The sequence below is a fragment of the Pseudomonas sp. FP2300 genome (assembly GCF_030687595.1).
Taxonomy (GTDB): Bacteria; Pseudomonadota; Gammaproteobacteria; order Pseudomonadales; family Pseudomonadaceae; genus Aquipseudomonas; species Aquipseudomonas bijieensis.
Map to the genome: position 1 here is coordinate 1,358,499 of NZ_CP117440.1, position 17,924 is coordinate 1,376,422.

Below are 17,924 nucleotides of genomic sequence, written 5' to 3' on the forward strand. Positions count from 1 at the left end.
TTCCCCATGATTGGAATCGATCGAAATACCGGCGCCACGGTCGACGACTGGCTGCAATTTGTCCAGCGCGCCACTCGGGCGTTGACCACGCCGTTGGGCACTCGCCAGAAGCGCCCTTTGTATGGCTGTGCACTCACGCAATTGCTCGGGCAGAACCTCGGCGATGACTTGCTGATTCTGGCCCAGAGCCACGCGGCCCAAGCGTTCTACAACCCGGACAATGGCATCGGTGATTTCGAGCCGCAGGTCATTGTCGCCAGCCGACAGGGCGCCGGTTTGTTGTTGCGCTTCGCCGGCACCTGGAAAAACCGCAAACAGACTTTCGAGGTGGTGACATGAGCATGTTGATACCCGGCCAGAACCAGTTGGCCGAACCGGCCATCGTCACCGTCGAAGCGTTCGAGGACCTGCTCGCCGAATTCAAGACCTTCGTGGTCGAGTACGTCGGTGCCCGTTCTCCTGAGAGCGCGGCCAAGCTTGTAAACAGCCTGGAAAACGAAAGCGAACTGCTGACCCTGGCCCTTGAGGCGTTCTGTGTTCGGCTGCAAACCCACGAACGCAAATACAACGCGCGCATCAAGCAGATGCTCGCGTGGTGGGCCACCGGCACCAACCTCGATGCGCGCCTCGCGGACATGGGCCTTGAGCGCCAGTTGCTCGATCCCGGCGATCCGGCGGCGTTCCCGCCCATTCCACCGGTCTACGAGAGCGATGACGATGCCCGCTTGCGCTATTACCTGGCGCCCCATGCCCCGGCCGCCGGCTCGCGCATGCAGTATCGGCGGGAGATTTTTACCTTGGGTGAACGGCCCGTGGTGAAGGTGGAAAACGCCTCGGCGGGCGTAGTGACGGTCACCTACACCTTCGACCCGGATGGCCATGCGGCGCAGGTCAAGGACGGCAACGGACGCCGCACCGCGCCGGGCGAAGTCACGGTCACGGTGCTGTCCCGAGAGGGCGATGGCACACCGTCCGAGGCGCTGCTCGAGGGCGTTCGCCAGCATTTCGCCCGGCCTGATGTGCGACCGGAAACCGACCTGGTCATCGTCCAGGCCGCGCAAATCAAACCCTACAAAATCCGCGTCGTGGCGAAGATCAATGCCGGTCCTGATTCAGGTTTGACCAAGGTCGCTGCCGAGCAGCAATTGCGGACGTACGCCGAGGCCTGTCATCGCCTGGAAGGGCGAGTGGATCCGAGCTGGATCGACTACACGCTGCACAGTGCGGGCGCGGTTCAGTTGCAGATTCTCGAACCGCTGGCGCCGATTGTGACGACGGCTTTCCAAGCCCCGTACTGCACGGGCGTCGAGGTCGAGGTGGATACGTTATGAGTGACGACACACCTCGCCCAAGCCTGTTGCCGGCCAACAGCTCGGCGCTGGAAAGGGCGCTCGATCTGGGCTTCGCCCGGTTGCTCGAGCGCGTTGATCCGCCGTTTCCTGAGTTGATGAACCCGGCGGCCACGCCTTTGGCGTTTTTGCCGTATCTGGCGGCGGATCGCGGAGTCAGTGAGTGGAGCACGACGGCACCCGAGGCTGAAAAGCGCCTGACCGTTGAGCTCGCCTGGCCCACCGCCCGCCAGGCGGGAACGCGAAAAGCGCTGGAAAACGCCGCCAAGGGTTTGCAACTGATGCCTGAAGTGCGCGCCTGGTATGAGCAAGCGCCACCCGGCCCGCCCTACAGTTTTTCCGTCAGGGCATTTACCGAGCAACCCTACAGCGAAGCTATCGACGCCCGTCTCGACCGCCGCCTGGCCGACGCCAAAAGCGAGCGCGACACCTTGACGGTGTCTGTCGGCTTGAGTGCCTTCGGCCGTCACGTCATCGGCGCCGCCACGCTGTGCGGCGAGCTGACCACGGTTTACCCGATTGTCATCCAAGGGCTGGAAGCCTCGGGCCAGGCCTTCATGGCCGCTGCGCTCTACACCGTCGAAACCTCCACTATTTATCCACAGGGGTCCTAAATGGCCGACTACTACACCCTGCTCACCGATGCGGGGATCGCCTACGAAACTGCCTGCAAGGCGGCGGGCACACCGATCAAGCTGTCGCAGATTTCCGTCGGTGACGGCGGCGGCACAGAATACAACCCGGCCGCAACGGCGACGGCACTCAAGCGTGAAGTCTGGCGTGGGCCGCTCAATGCGCTGTTCCAGGATGAAAACAACCCGAGCTGGCTGCTGGCTGAGGTCACTATCCCGTCCGATGTGGGCGGCTGGTATGTGCGTGAGGCCGGGATCTGGACCGATACCGGGATCCTGTACGCGATTGTCAAATATCCGGAGTCGTTCAAGCCGGTGTTGGCGACTTCCGGTTCGGGGAAAGAGTTTTATATCCGCTCGATTTTCGAAACCAGCAATGCGGAGTTGGTGACGTTGCTGATTGACGATACGGTGGTCAAGGCGACGCGGGCCTGGGTTGCCAGCTATGTGGCCGACGAACTCGCCAAGCTCGACAGGAAGCAGTCTGTGCGGGCAGCGACGACGGCCAATATTGTCTTGAGTGGTGCGCAGACGATTGACGGTGTTGCTGTGATCGCTGGAGATCGCGTGCTTGTTAAATCCCAGACCTTGGCGAAAGACAACGGCATCTATGTCGCTGCAAACAGCGCATGGGTTCGTGCGAAGGATGCCGATGCGAGTGCCGACGTCACCTCGGGATTGATCGTTTCGGTGGAGGAGGGCGCGACGCTTGCCAATACGATCTGGCAGTTGATTACTGACGGTGTGATTGTGCTGGGTACCACCGCGTTGATGTTTCAGAACATCACTCAAGGGTTTGCGCCGCTTAATTCGCCGGTGCTGGTAAACCCCACAGCAAATACGCCGCCGCTATTTGACAATACGAAGTCGATCGCGACGACTGAATACGTCATGCGTGCCAGTGGCAATTATCGCGGCTTTACTAGCTTGACGTCGGCCACCACGCTGACGGCAACAGCGGTAGGCACTTTGGTTTCGGTGATTGGGACGTTCACACTTACCTTGCCGACGGCCAACGCCCTACCATCTGGTAGTTCGATCCACTTCCGAAACATTGGCGGCGGTGTTGTCACCGTGGCTTGTGTAGGTGCTGATCTAATCAACGCAGGGAACTTCAATCAGCCCAATAGTATTGCATTGCAGCCGGGTACCACCTTGGTGTTGAGCAGTAATGGTGTGACTGCCTGGTGGGCGGAGGGGTCTGCGCAGTTGCAGTACTCCAAATTGTTTGGCGATACCCCGGTGATTTTCGATAGCAGCAGGTTGCTGGCAACTACCGAATTTGTAGAGCGCGCGAAAGGAAACTATCGAGGGTTCCTTAATGCAACGTCTAACACGACCTTGATAGCATCTACGGCGTTCGGCTCCATGATCTCTTGCCTTGGAACCTTTAATATCACTCTCCCTGCCGCCAACAGCGGCGGTGCAGGCGGAACAATAAGTATCCGAAACCGAGGTGCGGGTGTAGTAACCATTCTTTGCCCTGGTTCGGACAATATTAAATCGGGCCGTCTAACTAAGACTACGATGGTTATGCCTGTGGGATCTACGCTGGATCTTACTACTGACGGCGCCAGCGGGTGGTGGGCATCAGGTTCTGCCCAAATTGTGGATTCGGCAGCGATCAACTCCTTAATGGGCAACTATTCGGGCATCAAGATCATTACTGCGTCGACTGATCTGACTGTAAACGATACAGGATGTCTAATTATCGGGTCCGCCGGGCTGACTGGGTTAGATGTCACGTTGCCACAGCTATCAACGACAACACCGGGCCAGTCCATCATTATTTCCGCAGGCGCAGGAAGCTTTAATTTGAAAGCTTTTGCGGGCGATCCTGGGATATCTATCGGATTATCTGTTCTCCCCACCGTCCCTATTGATGTCTTTGAAAGCATCATATTGGTTTCCAATCCTAGTGGGTGGAGGGTGGTTTCAGGCACCGTGCTTAATAAATATTCGGGAATGTTTTCCGCTAGTATCGGCACCAGCGGCAGCCAAGAATATCCGAGCGGACTGATCCGTCAGTGGGGAACTTTCAATGCGCCCTCTATTGCAAGCGGTGCCTACGTCGGGCTGGTAATTACCTTGCCCAAAGCTTTTCCAAATGGGCTTCTTTCTTCCTCAGCTTCAGTTCATAACCAAGGCTTGTGCAGTGCGCAGCCCCGTCCTAACGGGTCTTCAAAAACAACAATTGTCGTCTGTGTTAACAACAATTCCACGTTGGCGCTAACTAACACCACTGGAACCTGGGAATATTGGGGATATTGATAATGACTGTATTTTTTTGCGCCGAAACGGGCGGCTTTTATCCCGGAGGCCCCTATGGCGATGCGGTAGGGAAGGAATGTGTAGAGCTTACCCAGGAGGCTTACCAGGTCTTAAGAGAGGAAATTGATCAAGGCAAAGAAATAACGATTGTCGATGGGTGGCCGGAGGCGATTAACCGGGTTGTACCGCCTGATCAATTGATCGCCTTTGAGCGTAGCTGGCGTGATTCGGACATTCAACGTACCGAATGGTTGGTTGCGCGACACCGTGAAGAACAGGATTTGGGATTGGCTCCTACATTGGCGGCAGGGCAATTCTCTGAGTTGCTTTCCTATCGTCAGGCGCTTCGGGATTGGCCGCAAACAGCGACTTTTCCGAGTGCTGGGCTGCGGCCAGTTGCACCGCCCTGGATTGCAAAACAACCCCAATAAGCGCCCCGCACCATCGGGACGTTTTCCTTCCGCAACACATCACAAAAACCTGACAACAGCCCCGCACACACGGGGCTTTTTCATATCTGGAGAACCTCAAATGGCACCACGCCAAACCTACACCGTACTCCTCCCATTCCCCACCGGGGGAGGGCACTGGTCGAGCGTCGGCCAGGAGCTCGACCTGCTCGACGTTGAGGCCAATGCCTTGCGCAGCGCTGGTCGCCTGGAGCTGAAAAAAACCGAGGTCGCTGAAGCGGCTTCTGCATCCACCCCGGCCAAAAAGGCCACAACCAAAAAGGCTGAATAACCATGGCTGAGGTTTTGAACTTCGAGCACAACGGCATTACCGTCAATGCCACTGAATCTCCCGAGGCCATGGGTGGCCTGGGTGACAACGTCATCGGGCTGGTCGGCACCGCGCCGAATGCCAACTTGCTGATTCCGAAAAACACCCCGTTCCGCATCAACAGCTTCACCACCCAGGCCCAGTTGGACCCGACCGGTGCCGAGGCGGGCACGCTGTTCCAGGCGGTCTACCAGATCCTCAAAGTGGTCAAGGTGCCGGTCTACGTCGTCATCGTCGAAGAGGGCGCGACTCAGGCCGACACGCAGAACAACGTCATCGGCGGCATCGAGGCGCAGACCGGGCGCAAGTTGGGCTTGGCCGCGTTGAGTGGGGTCGCTGAAGACCTGACCATCATCGGCGCGCCGGGCTTCACCGGCACCAAGGCCGTAGCCAGCGAGTTCGCCTCGTTCGGCAAGCGCATCAAGGCGCGCGTGGTGCTCGACGGCAAGGACGCCTCGGTCGCTGATCAAGTGACTTACAGCCAGGAACTGGGCGGCGCGGACCTGGGTTTCGACCGTTGCCTGGTGGTGCACAACATGCCGGCGGTGTACTCCAAGGCGGCGAAGAAAAACGTCTTCCTGGCCCCGTCGAGCCTGGCCATCGCCGCGCTGGCCAAGGTCAAGCAATGGGAGAGCCCGGGTAACCAGGTGACCTACGCCGAAGATGTCTCGCGCACCGTCGAATACAACATCCTCGACACCTCCACCGAAGGCGATCTGCTCAACCGCTACGGCGTCAGCTACTACGCCCGCACGATCCTCGGCGGCTTCTCGCTGCTGGGTAACCGCTCCATCACCGGCAAGTTCATCAGCTACGTCGGCCTGGAAGATGCCATCAGCCGCAAGCTGGTGAAAGCCGGTCAGAAGGCCATGGCCAAGAACCTGACCAAGTCGTTCATGGACCAGGAGGTCAAGCGCATCAACGACTGGCTGCAAACCCTGGTCGCCGACGAAACCATCCCCGGCGGCAGCGTGTACCTGCACCCGGAATTGAACAGCGTCGAGAAGTACAAGAACGGCACCTGGTACGTGGTCATCGACTACGGCCGCTACGCGCCGAACGAACACATGATTTATCAACTCAATGCCCGCGATGAAATCATCGAGCAGTTCCTGGAGGACGTTCTCTAATGTTTACCAACCGCGTAAGACAGGCCATCGCGGCCACCCTGCAAGGCTTGCCGTTGTCGGCGACCGTGGAAGAGTTCAGCCCGCCGAAGATCGAATTCGACATGGAAGATATGCGTGGCGGCCGGTTCATTGGCGAGGAAATGGTCAAGAGCGGCAAGGTGCTGACGGCCAAGTTGACGCTGCAAGGCCTCGGCCCGGAAATCATGCTGGCGCTGGGCGTGAGCGTGGGCGACGACATTCTGCTGAACGTTCGTGAAGCCGGTCAGGATCAGGACGGCAACACTTGGTTCACTTACCACACGGTCGGCGGCAAGTTGAAATCCCTCGAGGAGACGCCGCTGAAAATGAGCGAGAAGCCCAAGACCAACCTTGAGCTGTCCTGCCGCACCTACAACCGTCTGGAAAACGGCGTCCCGGTGATCGACATCGACGTGCGCACCCAGAAGTTCGTGCTCAACGGCGTCGACATTCTCGGCGATGCGCGCCGTGCGGTGTTGTTGCCTTAAACCAAGGCCTGTCGGCTGAACGCAGACCTCCTGTGGGAGCGGGCTTGCTCGCGAAGAGGCCATCAGCTTCAACATCGAAGTTGCCTGACCCACCGCTTTCGCGAGCAAGCCCGCTCCCACAAGGGGTTCGCCCTCCATGATCCACCAAGGAATTCACTTCATGTCCTGGACGCCTCCTGTTCATGTGTTGTTGTCGCCGATCACCGCTAACGACGAGTCGCAGATCGAGCAGCTCCAACTCAAACCCTTGTTCTACGCGGCGCAGAAAGACGCCCTGGCCCGTGCCGGCGATGACGAAGACGATCAGTTTTTCGAGCTGGCCAAATTGGCCACCGGCCTGTCGGTCAAGGAGCTGGATCAGCTCAAGCGCCCGGACTACGTCAGCATTGCCCAGTACGTGCACGACATGTCCACGCGCCCGGCGTCGTATTTTCTGGATGATCCGCAGACCGACCCCGACCAGGTGCAACTGCTGCAACCGCTGAACGTGGCGGGCCGCAGCCTGACGTCGCTGACGTTGGAAATGCCGGTGCTGCGAGCGACCAAGGCGATGAAGAAACTGAAGACGGCCAAGGAACGCGCCGAGTTCATCACCGCCCATTGCACCGGCCTGATGATTCCCGACCTGGACCTGCTGAGCGTGCCCGACTGGACGCAACTTCAGGTGCGCATCGACGATTTTTTAAACAAACCGGCGGACTACTTTCGGAGCGCGACATCGAAGTGATTCTCGATGTGGTGCCGCTCATTTACTCGGTAAGTGAGGCGGAAATCCTGGAGTGGGACGCCGGCAAGGCCTTGCGCCGTTACGACATCGCGATCACTCGCCTTGGCGTGAAACAGGAGTAGAGCGGGATGGCGGACGATAGATATTCGCTCAAATACGCAGCCTTCAATGAGAGTGGGCTGGCGTTCGGTAATACCAGCCTCACCAGTGGCGTGTCGGCACAGGGCGCGTTTGCCAGGGACCAGCTGTCGAGTCTCGATCTGGCGCTGGAAACGCTCGGGCTCAAGCTCGGGCTGCTGACCACGGCGATCGAGTCGCTGACCGTGAAGCTGTCGGCGCAACGATTGTTCTCCCAAACGATGGGCATCGGCGCCAAGGGCGAGTCGGCCAATGAGCCAAAGGGCAAGTCGGGTGGCGGTATCGAACCACCCGAGTTGCTCAAACCCGCGATAGCGATGGATTCGGCCATGGCCGATCTGAAGCTGGCCACCCAGTTTACCCCTCGCCAGATCGCGGAGATGGCTGAGCCGACTCAGCAGATCGCCCGCGCACCGCTGGTAGCAGCCGGCGGAACCAAAGCGGTTGACCTGGTGAGAATCGAAAGCCTGGCAGCCAGTGCTGGCATCGGTCGCGATCTGCCCCATGCATCGGACCGACAGTTCGAACTGTTGCGCTTTGCCAGTGATGTTGGTGTCACTGCATCGGCGTTCAGAAAACCGGCCATGGAAGTCGCCGAGATGATGGTCGGCTGGCGCACCTCCATGAAGCTCAGCGGCGCTCAAGCCTTTGACCTGGCGGATGCCATCAACCAGTTGAGCAAGATCCCCGGTGGGGCGAAACCGGGAGACATCGGCGCCGTCTTGCAGCGTGACGGTGCGGCTGCGACGACGGCGGGCCTGGCTCCTGCGCAAGCGGCAGCGTTGACGGCGGCATTGCTCAATACCGGCACGCAACAGGCTGAAGCCGGCGTGGCGCTTGATCACTTCACGACTGCCCTGGGCAAAGGGGATCAGGCCTCTGCCACCGAGCAAGCGGCCTGGAAGCAACTGGGCCTGGAGCCGAACGCGGTGGCGAGCGGCTTGCGTGACAAGGACACGACGTCTGGCACGGTGATGACGGTGCTCGCGGCCTTGAACGCCCAACCTGCTGATAAACGCTCGACCCTTGCTTCTTCGCTGTTTGGCAGTGGGGATGAATCGGTGCTGCGCATGGCGCAGAAACTGGCCGATGTGAATGAAGCCTTCGGACAAGTGAAAGACCCGGCCCAATACGCCACGTCGCAGTTGGGTGATAAGGGTTCGGTAAGGCAGGACGCGTTGGCGCTGTCGAATACCCAGCAAGGCCAGTGGAATGTCTTGGGTGCACGTGCTGAGCGTCTGTCGGTGACCACGGGCAATGCCCTGGCGCCCGTGGCGGATAGCTCGCTTCAGGCGTTGGGTTCGCTGGCCGATGGCATGAGTGAATTGGCTGAGTCCTCACCTAAAGCCACCGCGGCAATTGTGCTTGTCGCCGCAGCGATCAAACCGCTGGTGAGTGCGTTGCTCAAAGCCGTAGGGGATGAGGTGTCCAATCAGGTGGCCAAGCGGGTGCTGGGTAAGGCTGCCCCGTACCTTCCCGGCCAATTGGGTGAGGTGATCTCCGAAGACTTCAGAAAAAATCCTCGTGGGGACAAGCTGGATCCAAGCAATGCCAGCCAGCGTCCCGAATCCACGGGAAGGCCGAAAATACGCGTCAGTACACGAGGCTCACGGGGGAGCGCAGGGCGTCTTTCACTCGGACCAACGGCGTCATTACGCTCGATGACTCGCCGTGCGCCCGGCCCATTAAAAGTAGTCGGCGCTGTCGCTGACGTGGCCGAGGGTGTGCTTACCGGCGACAAGCGAATGATGGGCGCAGGCCTGGGAGCCGCCGGTGGCGGCTGGGCAGGTGCTGCTGCGGGTTCTGCGGCCGGTGCCGCTTTGGGTAGTGTCGTTCCGGTGATCGGCACTGCCATTGGTGGTGTGCTTGGCGGACTGCTGGGCGGCTGGTTGGGGAGCGATGCTGGCGCGTCTCTGGGTGAAAAACTCGTCGCCCCCGCCGACAGACTCGCCGCTCCAGACCAGGTCAGCAAAGACCTGGCCGGCGCCCAGCCCCCCACACAACAGAACACCATGACCGCGAACATCTACATCAACGGCCAGGACCAGGCCAGCGCCAGTCAATTGGCCAACCTGGTGGTGCAGCAGCTCTCGGGCCAATTCGGCTTAACGACCATGCCCAACACACTTGCCATGCGCAGTGACGCGGCCCTGACCGACGGAGGTACGTGATGCGCCAACAAATGGCATTGGGCAGTTTCATTTTTGGCCTGTCGAGAAATTTTGCCTACCACCAACTGGTGCACACGTCGGACGGTGGCTGGAAAAACATCGACATTCTCACCAGCAAACCCAAGTCGAGCCAGATCGGCCAGGGCCTGCAAGAACTGACGATCACGGGCAAGTCGATGTACGCGACCGCCATGGATCGCCTCGATGAACTGCGCGCCCTGCAGGCACAGCGCATTCCGCTGCCGTTGGTCGATGGCATCGGCCGCAACTGGGGCCTGTGGCAGATCAACAAGGTCACGGAAACCCAGACCGAAATCATTGATGACGGCACGGCGATGGTGGTCGGCTGGGTGGTGGTATTGATGGAGTTCGCCAATGCGTAGGGTTCGAAGTATCGCCGGTGATTCGGTGAATCTGTTGCTGTATCGCGAGTTGGAGCGTTGTGACGACATCGTCGAGGAAGCGCTCTGGCGGCTCAATCCGGGATTGGCTGAGTGGGGCCCGGTATTGCCGGCGGGCGTGTGGGTGGTCTTGCCGGAAGTGGATCTCAAACCCGTGGCAACCCCACCGGTTTCGGCCTGGGATTAAGGAGGCAACATGTCACTGGGTTTCACGCCAGCGGTGGAAATTTATGGTGCGAACGCGGCACTGCTCAACGAACGCTTGCTCAAGTGGTCGCACGTCGACGCGGCGGGGATCGAGTCCGATCAACTCACGCTGACGATCAGCCTGGACGGGCTTGAAGGGATGCCCAGCCTGGGTGGAAAAATCGGCCTGCGGGTCGGTTATCTGGAGTCGGGGCTGGTGGATAAAGGCGAGTTCGTCATTACCGGACGCACGCCGATGCTGTTTCCCCTGCAAATGGTCCTGGTGGCCATGGCCGCGCCGTTCAGCGCGGCGGACCAGAGCGGGTTCAAGCAACGCCGATCCGTCAGCCATGGCCCGACGACCCTGGGGGCGCTGTTTCGGCAATTGACCAGCAGGCACGGCTTTTCTCCTCGTGTCGCGCCGGATCTGTCGCTGATAAAAATCGAGCACGTCGACCAGTCCAACGAAACCGACATGGGGTTCCTGACGCGCCTGGCCCACCGTTATGACGCCGTCGCCAAGCCAATCAACGAGTTGTATGTGCTGGCTCGGCGCGGTCAGGCGAAGTCATTGTCGGGCAAGGTCTTGCCAGAGATAAAGCTGTCGGTGACCACCAATAATCGCCCGGGGGATAACGCCTTTATCTCGGCCAAGCTGGAAGAAACCGCCCGGGCGAAATACCAGGGCTGCAAGACCAGTTGGTGGGACGCGGCGGCCGGCAAAGTGCGTGTCGAGGAGAGTGGCCTCGCGCCGTTCAAGACCCTGCGCCAACGTTTCCAGAGCGCCGACGATGCCCGCGCCGCTGGCGAAGGCGAGGTGCGGCGGATGATGCGCGAGGCCCTCAAGGTGACGATCGAATGCCCTGGCAATCCGGGATTATCTGCTGAAGGCATCGTGCTGTTGGACCCTACCTGGCCGGACTTCATGCGCGGTCGCTGGTCGATTGACAAGGTCACTGCCAGCGGTGACCGGGAAAAAAGCTATCGCTGCAGCATTGAAGCGACCTGCCTGGATGCCAGGGCTTGACGTTCACCCATGAGAGCGGTTTTTGATGGGCGTCTATTTGGACGAGTTGCGACTTCAGGTTGCAAGTATTCGCTTCGCATCATCAACGCTTACTTTCGGGATGATGTGTGTGGGAACCCTGGAGGTGGAGGATAAGTTGTAAACCTGGAAACGGCTATCGATGACGGAGTTCGCCATCAGCTTCAAGGACGGCAGGATTCGGGTGTAATAGTGCTGGTCCAGGCCGCAGGGCGACCGGTTGATCTGGGCCGTTTCATAAAATCGGCCTGCGGCCTGGTTCAAGTCGAAGCCTACGAGGAACACCTTGTTGAATCCCAGGTGGTAGGCGACCTGCAGGGCAAGGTACATGACGGTTCGCGCATCGAAGCAGCCAGCGGCGAGGTCTTTGCTGAAGCCGATGTCTTTGCTGCGTTTGCTCAGGAAAGATGTTTTTCGGACGAGCGACTTTTCTCTGCCAAACAAGGTCGCCAAGAAGGAGGCCCTCGGGGCTTTTTTAAGGCTCAGGGAGCGTCCGCTTGGCGGGGTTTCAATGGCTTCGAATTGATCTTCCCATAACGCGACGTGTTCGCTGAGCCGCATGGCCGTGGCAAACAGCTCAGGTTGCTGACGCGGGAAATCATTGTCGGAGCAGACATAGAAGAATGGTTTTATATCGGTGTGGGTGAACATCGATATGGCGCCATTCATGGTGATCATCGGGATGTCTGAAAACTCATGGATAGGAAAATGCTTCGCCGAATTGCCTGAGGCGATAATAAAGACAGGGCCGCTTTTTACGCTCTTCAGTTCATCAGGGGAGATTTGCCTGGACGGGGCGGCGGGGGGATCCTTGGTGTATGACCTATCTGAGGTTTCCTTGCTCATTTGTCCTTCCTTAATGTTCAGGTCATCGCTTGTGCAACGATTATTCGGACACGTCGCTTTCCAGTTGAGGGGCAGCTTGGATAAAGGCCGGCTTCCGGCTTTTCCATCGGCACGCTCAAAGTGATTCGCGACGTTACGATCTACTAATCGACTGAAATTGTTGCTTTTTGTTCAGTCCGGTTTCGCTCTGAATACGATGCCGATTTCAGCATCCGCCATCGCCATGAGCGATTTTTCGACGATGTCTTTCAATTGCGTTAAGGAGAACGCCATGCCCATCACACAGGCACAACTGCTACAGATCCTCCCGAACGCCGGCACAAACGCCGGCGTTTTTGCACCTGTGCTGAACGTAGCCATGGGCCGTTATCAGGTCATCGGCTCGAAGCGTGTCGCCGCATTCATTGCCCAGGTGGGTCATGAGTCCGGTCAACTGCGCTACGTGCGTGAGTTGGGCAATGATGCCTATCTGTCGAAATATGACACCGGCCCGTTGGCCCTGCGCCTGGGGAACAGTCCACAAGCCGACGGTGATGGTCAGAAGTACCGGGGCCGGGGTTTGATTCAGATTACCGGTCGGGCTAACTATCAGGCGTGCGGCGAAGCCTTGGGCCTGGACCTGGTCAATGAGCCGGCGTTGCTGGAGCAGCCACGGTGGGCCGCTCATTCGGCGGCCTGGTTCTGGGCGGTCCATGGGCTCAATGCTCTGGCTGACGCGGGACTTTTCGACAAGATCACGCAGCGGATCAACGGTGGCCAGAACGGCGCGACGCAGCGTCGGGCCTTTTATACACAGGCGCTGAAGGTGCTGGGATGAACCCCGTCGTAATGAGGTTCGCCCCGGTGTTCATGCTGATGCTTCTGCTGTTGGCGGCCGGTGTAACGTGGAAAGTCCAGGATTGGCGCTACGGCAAGGCATTGGCGGAACAGGCCAGGCTACAGGCCGAAACCCTGCGTCAGTTGACCTTGTCGAGCGCTATTGCACAGCAGCACGAAACCGACAAACGACTGGCTCTGGAGCAGCAACTCTCCACCAGCGAACAAACCCATTACCGAGCCTTGAGCGATGCCCAACGTAACCAGGATCGCCTGCGCGATCGCCTTGCTACTGCCGATGTCCGGCTGTCAGTCCTCCTCGACGCCGACGATGTTGCCGCCGGCTGTGCAGTGCCTGCCGCCACCGGCGCCGGCGGCCTGGATCATGGCGCCCCACGCGCCCGACTTGACCCGGCGCATGCTCAACGAATTATCGCCATCACCGACGCCGGTGATCGCGGATTGATTGCCTTGCAGGCCTGTCAGGCCTATATCAGAGCGCTGGGTCGGTAATCCGGCGAGCCTTGCAAGCTTCGGCTGCTCGTGTACGGTAGGCCCCATTGTGTCGAATCAGGAGAGCATCATGGACGACATTACCGAACTGGCCGCCGAACTGGGCAGGCGCCTGCAATTGCTCAATGCCCATGTGACCACGGCCGAATCCTGTACGGGCGGGGGGATTGCCGAGGCAATCACCCGGATTCCCGGGAGCTCGGCCTGGTTCGAGGCGGGGTTCGTGACCTATTCCAATCGTCAGAAGACCCAGCAGTTGAACGTGCCGAGCGAGTTGTTCGAGACGGTCGGGGCGGTCAGCCGCGAGGTGGTCGAGGCCATGGCGCAAGGCGCCCAGCACAAGAGCCTGGCGCGTTTTGCTGTGGCGGTCAGTGGCGTCGCGGGACCGGACGGTGGTTCGCCGAACAAACCGGTGGGCACTGTCTGGCTGGCCTGGGGCGTTGGCGAGAAGGTCGTCAGCGAGCAGCAATTCTTTCCGGGCAACCGCGACGAGGTTCGCCGACAAACGGTGAAGGCCGCGCTAGAGGGGCTGCTGCAACATGCCGCTGTAGAAATCTCAAATCAGGGGTAGGCGATCCTCGAACGCTGTGGAATAATACTGGCTACTTATACAGGTGTTGGCCGTCAGGCCTTATTGATTACGTGAGGACTTTAATGGACGACAACAAGAAGAAAGCCTTGGCTGCGGCCTTGGGTCAGATCGAACGTCAATTCGGCAAGGGTGCCGTAATGCGTATGGGCGATCAGGACCGTCAGGCTATTCCTTCCATCTCCACCGGCTCCCTGGGCCTGGACATCGCGCTGGGCATCGGCGGCCTGCCAAAAGGCCGTATCGTTGAGATCTACGGTCCTGAGTCGTCCGGTAAAACCACACTGACCTTGTCCGTGATCGCCCAGGCCCAAAAAGCCGGCGCGACCTGCGCCTTCGTCGACGCCGAACACGCCCTGGACCCGGAATATGCCGGCAAACTGGGGGTCAACGTCGATGACCTGCTGGTTTCCCAGCCGGACACCGGCGAGCAGGCCCTGGAAATCACCGACATGCTGGTGCGTTCCAATGCGGTCGACGTGATCATCGTCGACTCCGTGGCGGCGCTGGTACCTAAAGCTGAAATCGAAGGTGAAATGGGCGACATGCACGTGGGCCTCCAGGCTCGCCTGATGTCCCAGGCCCTGCGCAAGATCACCGGTAACATCAAGAATGCCAACTGCCTGGTGATCTTCATCAACCAGATCCGTATGAAGATCGGCGTGATGTTCGGCAGCCCGGAAACCACCACTGGTGGTAACGCGCTGAAGTTCTACGCCTCGGTCCGCCTGGACATCCGCCGTACTGGCGCGGTGAAAGAAGGTGATGAGGTTGTCGGCAGCGAAACCCGCGTCAAGGTCGTGAAGAACAAGGTGGCTTCGCCGTTCCGTCAGGCCGAGTTCCAGATTCTTTATGGCAAGGGCATCTACCTCAATGGCGAGATGATCGACCTGGGTGTGTTGCACGGTTTCGTCGAAAAATCCGGCGCATGGTATGCCTACAACGGCACCAAGATCGGTCAGGGCAAGGCCAACTCGGCCAAGTTCCTGGCAGATAATCCGGAAGTTGCCGCGGCTCTCGAGAAGCAACTGCGTGACAAGCTGCTGAGCCCAGTGGCAGACGTCAAGTCAGTCGCCAACCGCGAGACCGCTGACGACCTGGCTGACGCTGACATCTGATCGATCCAATGACCGCCGTACTCGATACCCTCGTCGCGGTGCGGCGAACCGCGATGGACCTGCTCGCCAGACGCGAGCACGGTCGAGTCGAGCTGACGCGTAAACTTCGTCAGCGTGGCGCGCCTGATGAGTTGATCGACACGGCCCTTGATCGTTTGACTGAAGAGGGCCTGCTGTCGGAGTCCCGTTACCTGGAAAGCTTCGTCTCTTATCGCGCTCGCTCCGGCTATGGGCCTTTGCGCATTCGTGAGGAGCTGGGCCAGCGTGGTTTGCAGCGCCCGGATATCGAACTCGCCTTGCGCGAAAGCGGTATCGATTGGCAGGAGCAACTGACGGACACCTGGCGGCGCAAGTTCTCAGGGCATTTGCCTATCGATGCACGAGAACGCGCGAAGCAAGGGCGTTTCCTGGCGTACCGAGGCTACTCCATGGAAATGATCAACCGCTTGTTCAGCGGTCGCGGTATGGACGATTAAATAAAACGGCCCGCTATTTCGATAGCGGGCCGTTTTTTTATGGGCTCAGGTTACCTTGATCGGCTCCCACGTGAGGGGATGGGGCTTTTGGGCGGGTTGGGCCCAGTTTTCCGGCAAATTGATGAAGTCCACCAGTTCCCTCAAGCGGCCGTGATCGCGGGCATTGAAAGTAAACGCCAGTCGCGTCAGATGACTGAAGCGGAGCTCGTCGTGCTCTTCACCGCTGTACTCATGTTGATGGAAGCAGTCGTTCAGGCACAGGTCGGCAAAATCCGCCTGCATCTGCTGCAATGCCTGTTCGCTTAGCTTGTGATTCATGCGGATCACGAACTGATGCTTGAGCCAGCGACTGGAGTGGAAGTTGCGGTAGAACTGGTTGATCTCTTCCACGGCGTCTTCAGCGTTGTACACCAGGCGCATGAGCTTCATGTCAGTGGGCAGGATGTAGCGGTTTTGCTCCAATTGCTCACGGATAAAATCCAGGGCACCTTGCCAGAACTTGCCCCCTGGGACATCCAGCAGCACCACCGGTACCAGCGGGCTCTTGCCTGTCTGTACCAGCGTCAGGACTTCCAAAGCCTCATCTAGCGTGCCAAAACCGCCGGGACAGAGCACCAGTGCGTCGGCCTCTTTGACGAAAAACAGTTTGCGGGTGAAGAAGAAGTGGAATGGCAGCAGGTTCGGCGTGCCTTCAACGGTCGGGTTTGCGTGCTGTTCGAAAGGCAGGGTGATATTGAAGCCCAGGCTATGGTCACGCCCCGCGCCTTCGTGGGCAGCGGCCATGATGCCACCGCCGGCACCGGTGATGACCATCATGTCCGAACGGGCCAGCGCAGCCCCCAGCTCTCGGGCCAGGCCATACAAAGGATGTTCGATGGGGGTTCGGGCCGAGCCGAAGACGGTGACCTTGCGCCGGCCCTTGAACTGTTCGAGCGTACGGAAGGCGTGCTCCAGTTCCCGCAGGGCCTGTAACGTGATCTTGGCATTCCAGCGGTTGTGATCTTCCTGGGCCATGCGCAGCACGGTCAGGATCATGTCGCGATAAATGGGGAGGTTGGGGCTGTTGGGGGACACCAGGTTGAGTTGCTCTTCGACCTTGCGGGTGAGGTCGTGGCCGTGGTTCTCAAAATGACGACTGAGCAGGTCATTCGGTTTGTAAGGCATTCAACTTCTCCTTCTTAACAGAACCCTGGCCCGAACGAGAGATTCGTCAGGGCCACGACACTCCGTGTGTCGTTGTCGGCCCAGGCCCGTGCCTGGACGTTCGACCTGGCTCGACGCGGTCTGCAACAAAGCGATCAAGCCATCCAACAGGTTCCGTTTTTCCCTTGGATGAAAACAATCACACGGCAAGGTACTGGCAGGGCAGCCTCGTTCTGCCCGATGACAAAAGATACTTCTGAATCTAGCTGATCTTCGTAGCCCTGATCATGGCGCTCAAAAGTGACCGTTGGCAACCGCTGAAATACCCCACCGCTCGTCAGATTAGCGACTGGCTACGTGCCGCTCTGATTTACTGATAACAAGCGTGCCAATGCAATTCGGCGCTCAGGGCTGGGCGTCAGGCGATGGACTGAAGCGGATAGGGCATGGAGGCGGGAGAGATGGCCAGGGTGACTCTGGAACTCGACAGGCAGTTATACCTGACGTTGTTGGAAGCGGCTAAGGCCAATCAGGTAAGTCTTGAAGAGGAATGCTGCCGACGGCTGGAAGGCCGGACTTGGCGCTCGCGTTATCTGCAAGCGCTGGTAGCCGAACTGCGCGCCGACGATGAGCAGCGGCGCGCACGCTTGGGTTGATTACTTCTTCGTCTTGGCCGGTTTCGGGCAGTCCGATTCCTGGAAGCGCTCGGTTGCAACCGGGCGGTTGGTCTTAACTTCGGTGAACTCGTAGCGCATGGTCGCGCCCTTGGCCATCAACTTGCGAAAGCCCGGATTGGTGCACACCGTGGAGCCCAACTGGAAATACACGGCCTTGGGGTCAGCGCGCATTTTCTGCGCATGGCTGCTTTGCACGCTCAGGTGATTGATCAACTCGGTGCCTTCGACGGTATAGCCCTGGTCGAGGATGTCTTCGTTGATCGCCCGTGGCGTACCGACGCTACTTTCCCTGGCGACGTTCTGCAGCATCTTGTTCAGTTCGAGTTCTTTCAGCGAGGCAGCCTGAGCGCTGAGGGACGTTGCCAGCAAAACGGCAACGGTAGGGACGATAAGGCGCAGCATGAAACTCT

The 17,924-nt window shown here is 59.2% G+C and carries 22 protein-coding genes; 19 read left to right on the top strand and 3 right to left on the bottom strand.

Annotated elements, in window-relative coordinates:
- Positions 1–6: 6 nt before the first annotated feature.
- From PSH86_RS05895 to PSH86_RS05955, 13 genes are all read left to right on the top strand, one after another.
- Positions 7–339, top strand: coding sequence for a phage baseplate protein (locus PSH86_RS05895; RefSeq protein ID WP_076386161.1), 333 nt, complete (start codon positions 7–9; stop codon positions 337–339).
- Positions 336–1,331 carry a baseplate J/gp47 family protein gene (locus tag PSH86_RS05900; RefSeq protein WP_305488500.1) on the top strand — a complete coding sequence of 332 codons (996 nt, stop codon included), beginning with the start codon at positions 336–338 and terminating at the stop codon, positions 1,329–1,331. Before PSH86_RS05895 ends, PSH86_RS05900 begins: the two co-directional genes overlap by 4 nt.
- A complete protein-coding gene (locus PSH86_RS05905; protein WP_305488503.1) occupies positions 1,328–1,963 on the top strand; it encodes a phage tail protein I in 636 nt (211 codons plus the stop codon). Before PSH86_RS05900 ends, PSH86_RS05905 begins: the two co-directional genes overlap by 4 nt.
- Positions 1,964–4,252 (top strand): phage tail protein, encoded by a 2,289-nt coding sequence (locus tag PSH86_RS05910; RefSeq protein ID WP_305488506.1) that lies wholly within the window; start codon positions 1,964–1,966, stop codon positions 4,250–4,252.
- 2 nt (positions 4,253–4,254) lie between these two features.
- Complete coding sequence (locus tag PSH86_RS05915) at positions 4,255–4,683, top strand: phage tail assembly chaperone (protein ID WP_305488508.1); 429 nt, start codon at positions 4,255–4,257, stop codon at positions 4,681–4,683.
- 100 nt (positions 4,684–4,783) lie between these two features.
- Positions 4,784–4,993, top strand: a complete 210-nt coding sequence (locus PSH86_RS05920) for a hypothetical protein (RefSeq protein WP_134923011.1) — start codon at positions 4,784–4,786, stop codon at positions 4,991–4,993.
- A gap of 2 nt (positions 4,994–4,995) precedes the next feature.
- Positions 4,996–6,162 carry a phage tail protein gene (locus PSH86_RS05925; protein ID WP_163855149.1) on the top strand — a complete coding sequence of 389 codons (1,167 nt, stop codon included), beginning with the start codon at positions 4,996–4,998 and terminating at the stop codon, positions 6,160–6,162.
- Positions 6,162–6,668, top strand: a complete 507-nt coding sequence (locus PSH86_RS05930; protein WP_109755659.1) for a phage major tail tube protein — start codon at positions 6,162–6,164, stop codon at positions 6,666–6,668. Before PSH86_RS05925 ends, PSH86_RS05930 begins: the two co-directional genes overlap by 1 nt.
- A 160-nt stretch (positions 6,669–6,828) precedes the next feature.
- Positions 6,829–7,395 carry a phage tail assembly protein gene (locus PSH86_RS05935; protein ID WP_305488520.1) on the top strand — a complete coding sequence of 189 codons (567 nt, stop codon included), beginning with the start codon at positions 6,829–6,831 and terminating at the stop codon, positions 7,393–7,395.
- A 128-nt stretch (positions 7,396–7,523) separates the two neighbouring features.
- On the top strand, positions 7,524–9,704 hold the full coding sequence (locus PSH86_RS05940; RefSeq protein ID WP_305488523.1) for a phage tail tape measure protein: 2,181 nt from the start codon (positions 7,524–7,526) through the stop codon (positions 9,702–9,704).
- Complete coding sequence (locus tag PSH86_RS05945; RefSeq protein ID WP_134923014.1) at positions 9,704–10,087, top strand: phage tail protein; 384 nt, start codon at positions 9,704–9,706, stop codon at positions 10,085–10,087. Before PSH86_RS05940 ends, PSH86_RS05945 begins: the two co-directional genes overlap by 1 nt.
- Positions 10,080–10,292, top strand: a complete 213-nt coding sequence (locus PSH86_RS05950) for a tail protein X (RefSeq protein ID WP_063322730.1) — start codon at positions 10,080–10,082, stop codon at positions 10,290–10,292. The genes PSH86_RS05945 and PSH86_RS05950 overlap by 8 nt, the downstream gene beginning before the upstream one ends.
- A gap of 9 nt (positions 10,293–10,301) precedes the next feature.
- Positions 10,302–11,318 (top strand): contractile injection system protein, VgrG/Pvc8 family, encoded by a 1,017-nt coding sequence (locus tag PSH86_RS05955; RefSeq protein ID WP_176688538.1) that lies wholly within the window; start codon positions 10,302–10,304, stop codon positions 11,316–11,318.
- A gap of 54 nt (positions 11,319–11,372) precedes the next feature.
- Here PSH86_RS05955 and PSH86_RS05960 read toward each other — a convergent pair whose 3' ends face one another.
- Entirely contained in the window at positions 11,373–12,182 is an 810-nt protein-coding gene (locus tag PSH86_RS05960) for a lipopolysaccharide biosynthesis protein (RefSeq protein WP_305488531.1), read from the bottom strand.
- A gap of 271 nt (positions 12,183–12,453) precedes the next feature.
- On the opposite strand from PSH86_RS05960, the gene PSH86_RS05965 reads away from it, so the two are divergent.
- The 5 genes from PSH86_RS05965 to recX all read left to right on the top strand — a co-directional run bounded on the left by PSH86_RS05965 (position 12,454) and on the right by recX (position 15,694).
- On the top strand, positions 12,454–12,999 hold the full coding sequence (locus PSH86_RS05965; RefSeq protein WP_116831590.1) for a glycoside hydrolase family 19 protein: 546 nt from the start codon (positions 12,454–12,456) through the stop codon (positions 12,997–12,999).
- 11 nt (positions 13,000–13,010) lie between these two features.
- Positions 13,011–13,511: a lysis system i-spanin subunit Rz gene (locus PSH86_RS05970; RefSeq protein WP_370873799.1), complete on the top strand. Its 501-nt coding sequence runs from the start codon at positions 13,011–13,013 to the stop codon at positions 13,509–13,511.
- A 70-nt stretch (positions 13,512–13,581) separates the two neighbouring features.
- Positions 13,582–14,082 (top strand): CinA family protein, encoded by a 501-nt coding sequence (locus PSH86_RS05975; protein ID WP_305488537.1) that lies wholly within the window; start codon positions 13,582–13,584, stop codon positions 14,080–14,082.
- Positions 14,083–14,165: 83 nt separating this feature from the next.
- Complete coding sequence (gene recA, locus PSH86_RS05980; protein ID WP_003198351.1) at positions 14,166–15,218, top strand: recombinase RecA; 1,053 nt, start codon at positions 14,166–14,168, stop codon at positions 15,216–15,218.
- 8 nt (positions 15,219–15,226) lie between these two features.
- Positions 15,227–15,694, top strand: a complete 468-nt coding sequence (gene recX / locus PSH86_RS05985) for a recombination regulator RecX (RefSeq protein WP_018607949.1) — start codon at positions 15,227–15,229, stop codon at positions 15,692–15,694.
- 45 nt (positions 15,695–15,739) lie between these two features.
- Here the strand turns inward: recX and PSH86_RS05990 are convergent, their stop codons facing one another.
- Positions 15,740–16,858 (bottom strand): TIGR00730 family Rossman fold protein, encoded by a 1,119-nt coding sequence (locus tag PSH86_RS05990; RefSeq protein ID WP_305488541.1) that lies wholly within the window; start codon positions 16,856–16,858, stop codon positions 15,740–15,742.
- A 440-nt stretch (positions 16,859–17,298) separates the two neighbouring features.
- On the opposite strand from PSH86_RS05990, the gene PSH86_RS05995 reads away from it, so the two are divergent.
- Entirely contained in the window at positions 17,299–17,493 is a 195-nt protein-coding gene (locus PSH86_RS05995) for a hypothetical protein (RefSeq protein ID WP_109755670.1), read from the top strand.
- Here the strand turns inward: PSH86_RS05995 and PSH86_RS06000 are convergent, their stop codons facing one another.
- Complete coding sequence (locus PSH86_RS06000; RefSeq protein ID WP_109755671.1) at positions 17,494–17,916, bottom strand: quorum-sensing-regulated virulence factor family protein; 423 nt, start codon at positions 17,914–17,916, stop codon at positions 17,494–17,496.
- Positions 17,917–17,924 lie beyond the last annotated feature (8 nt).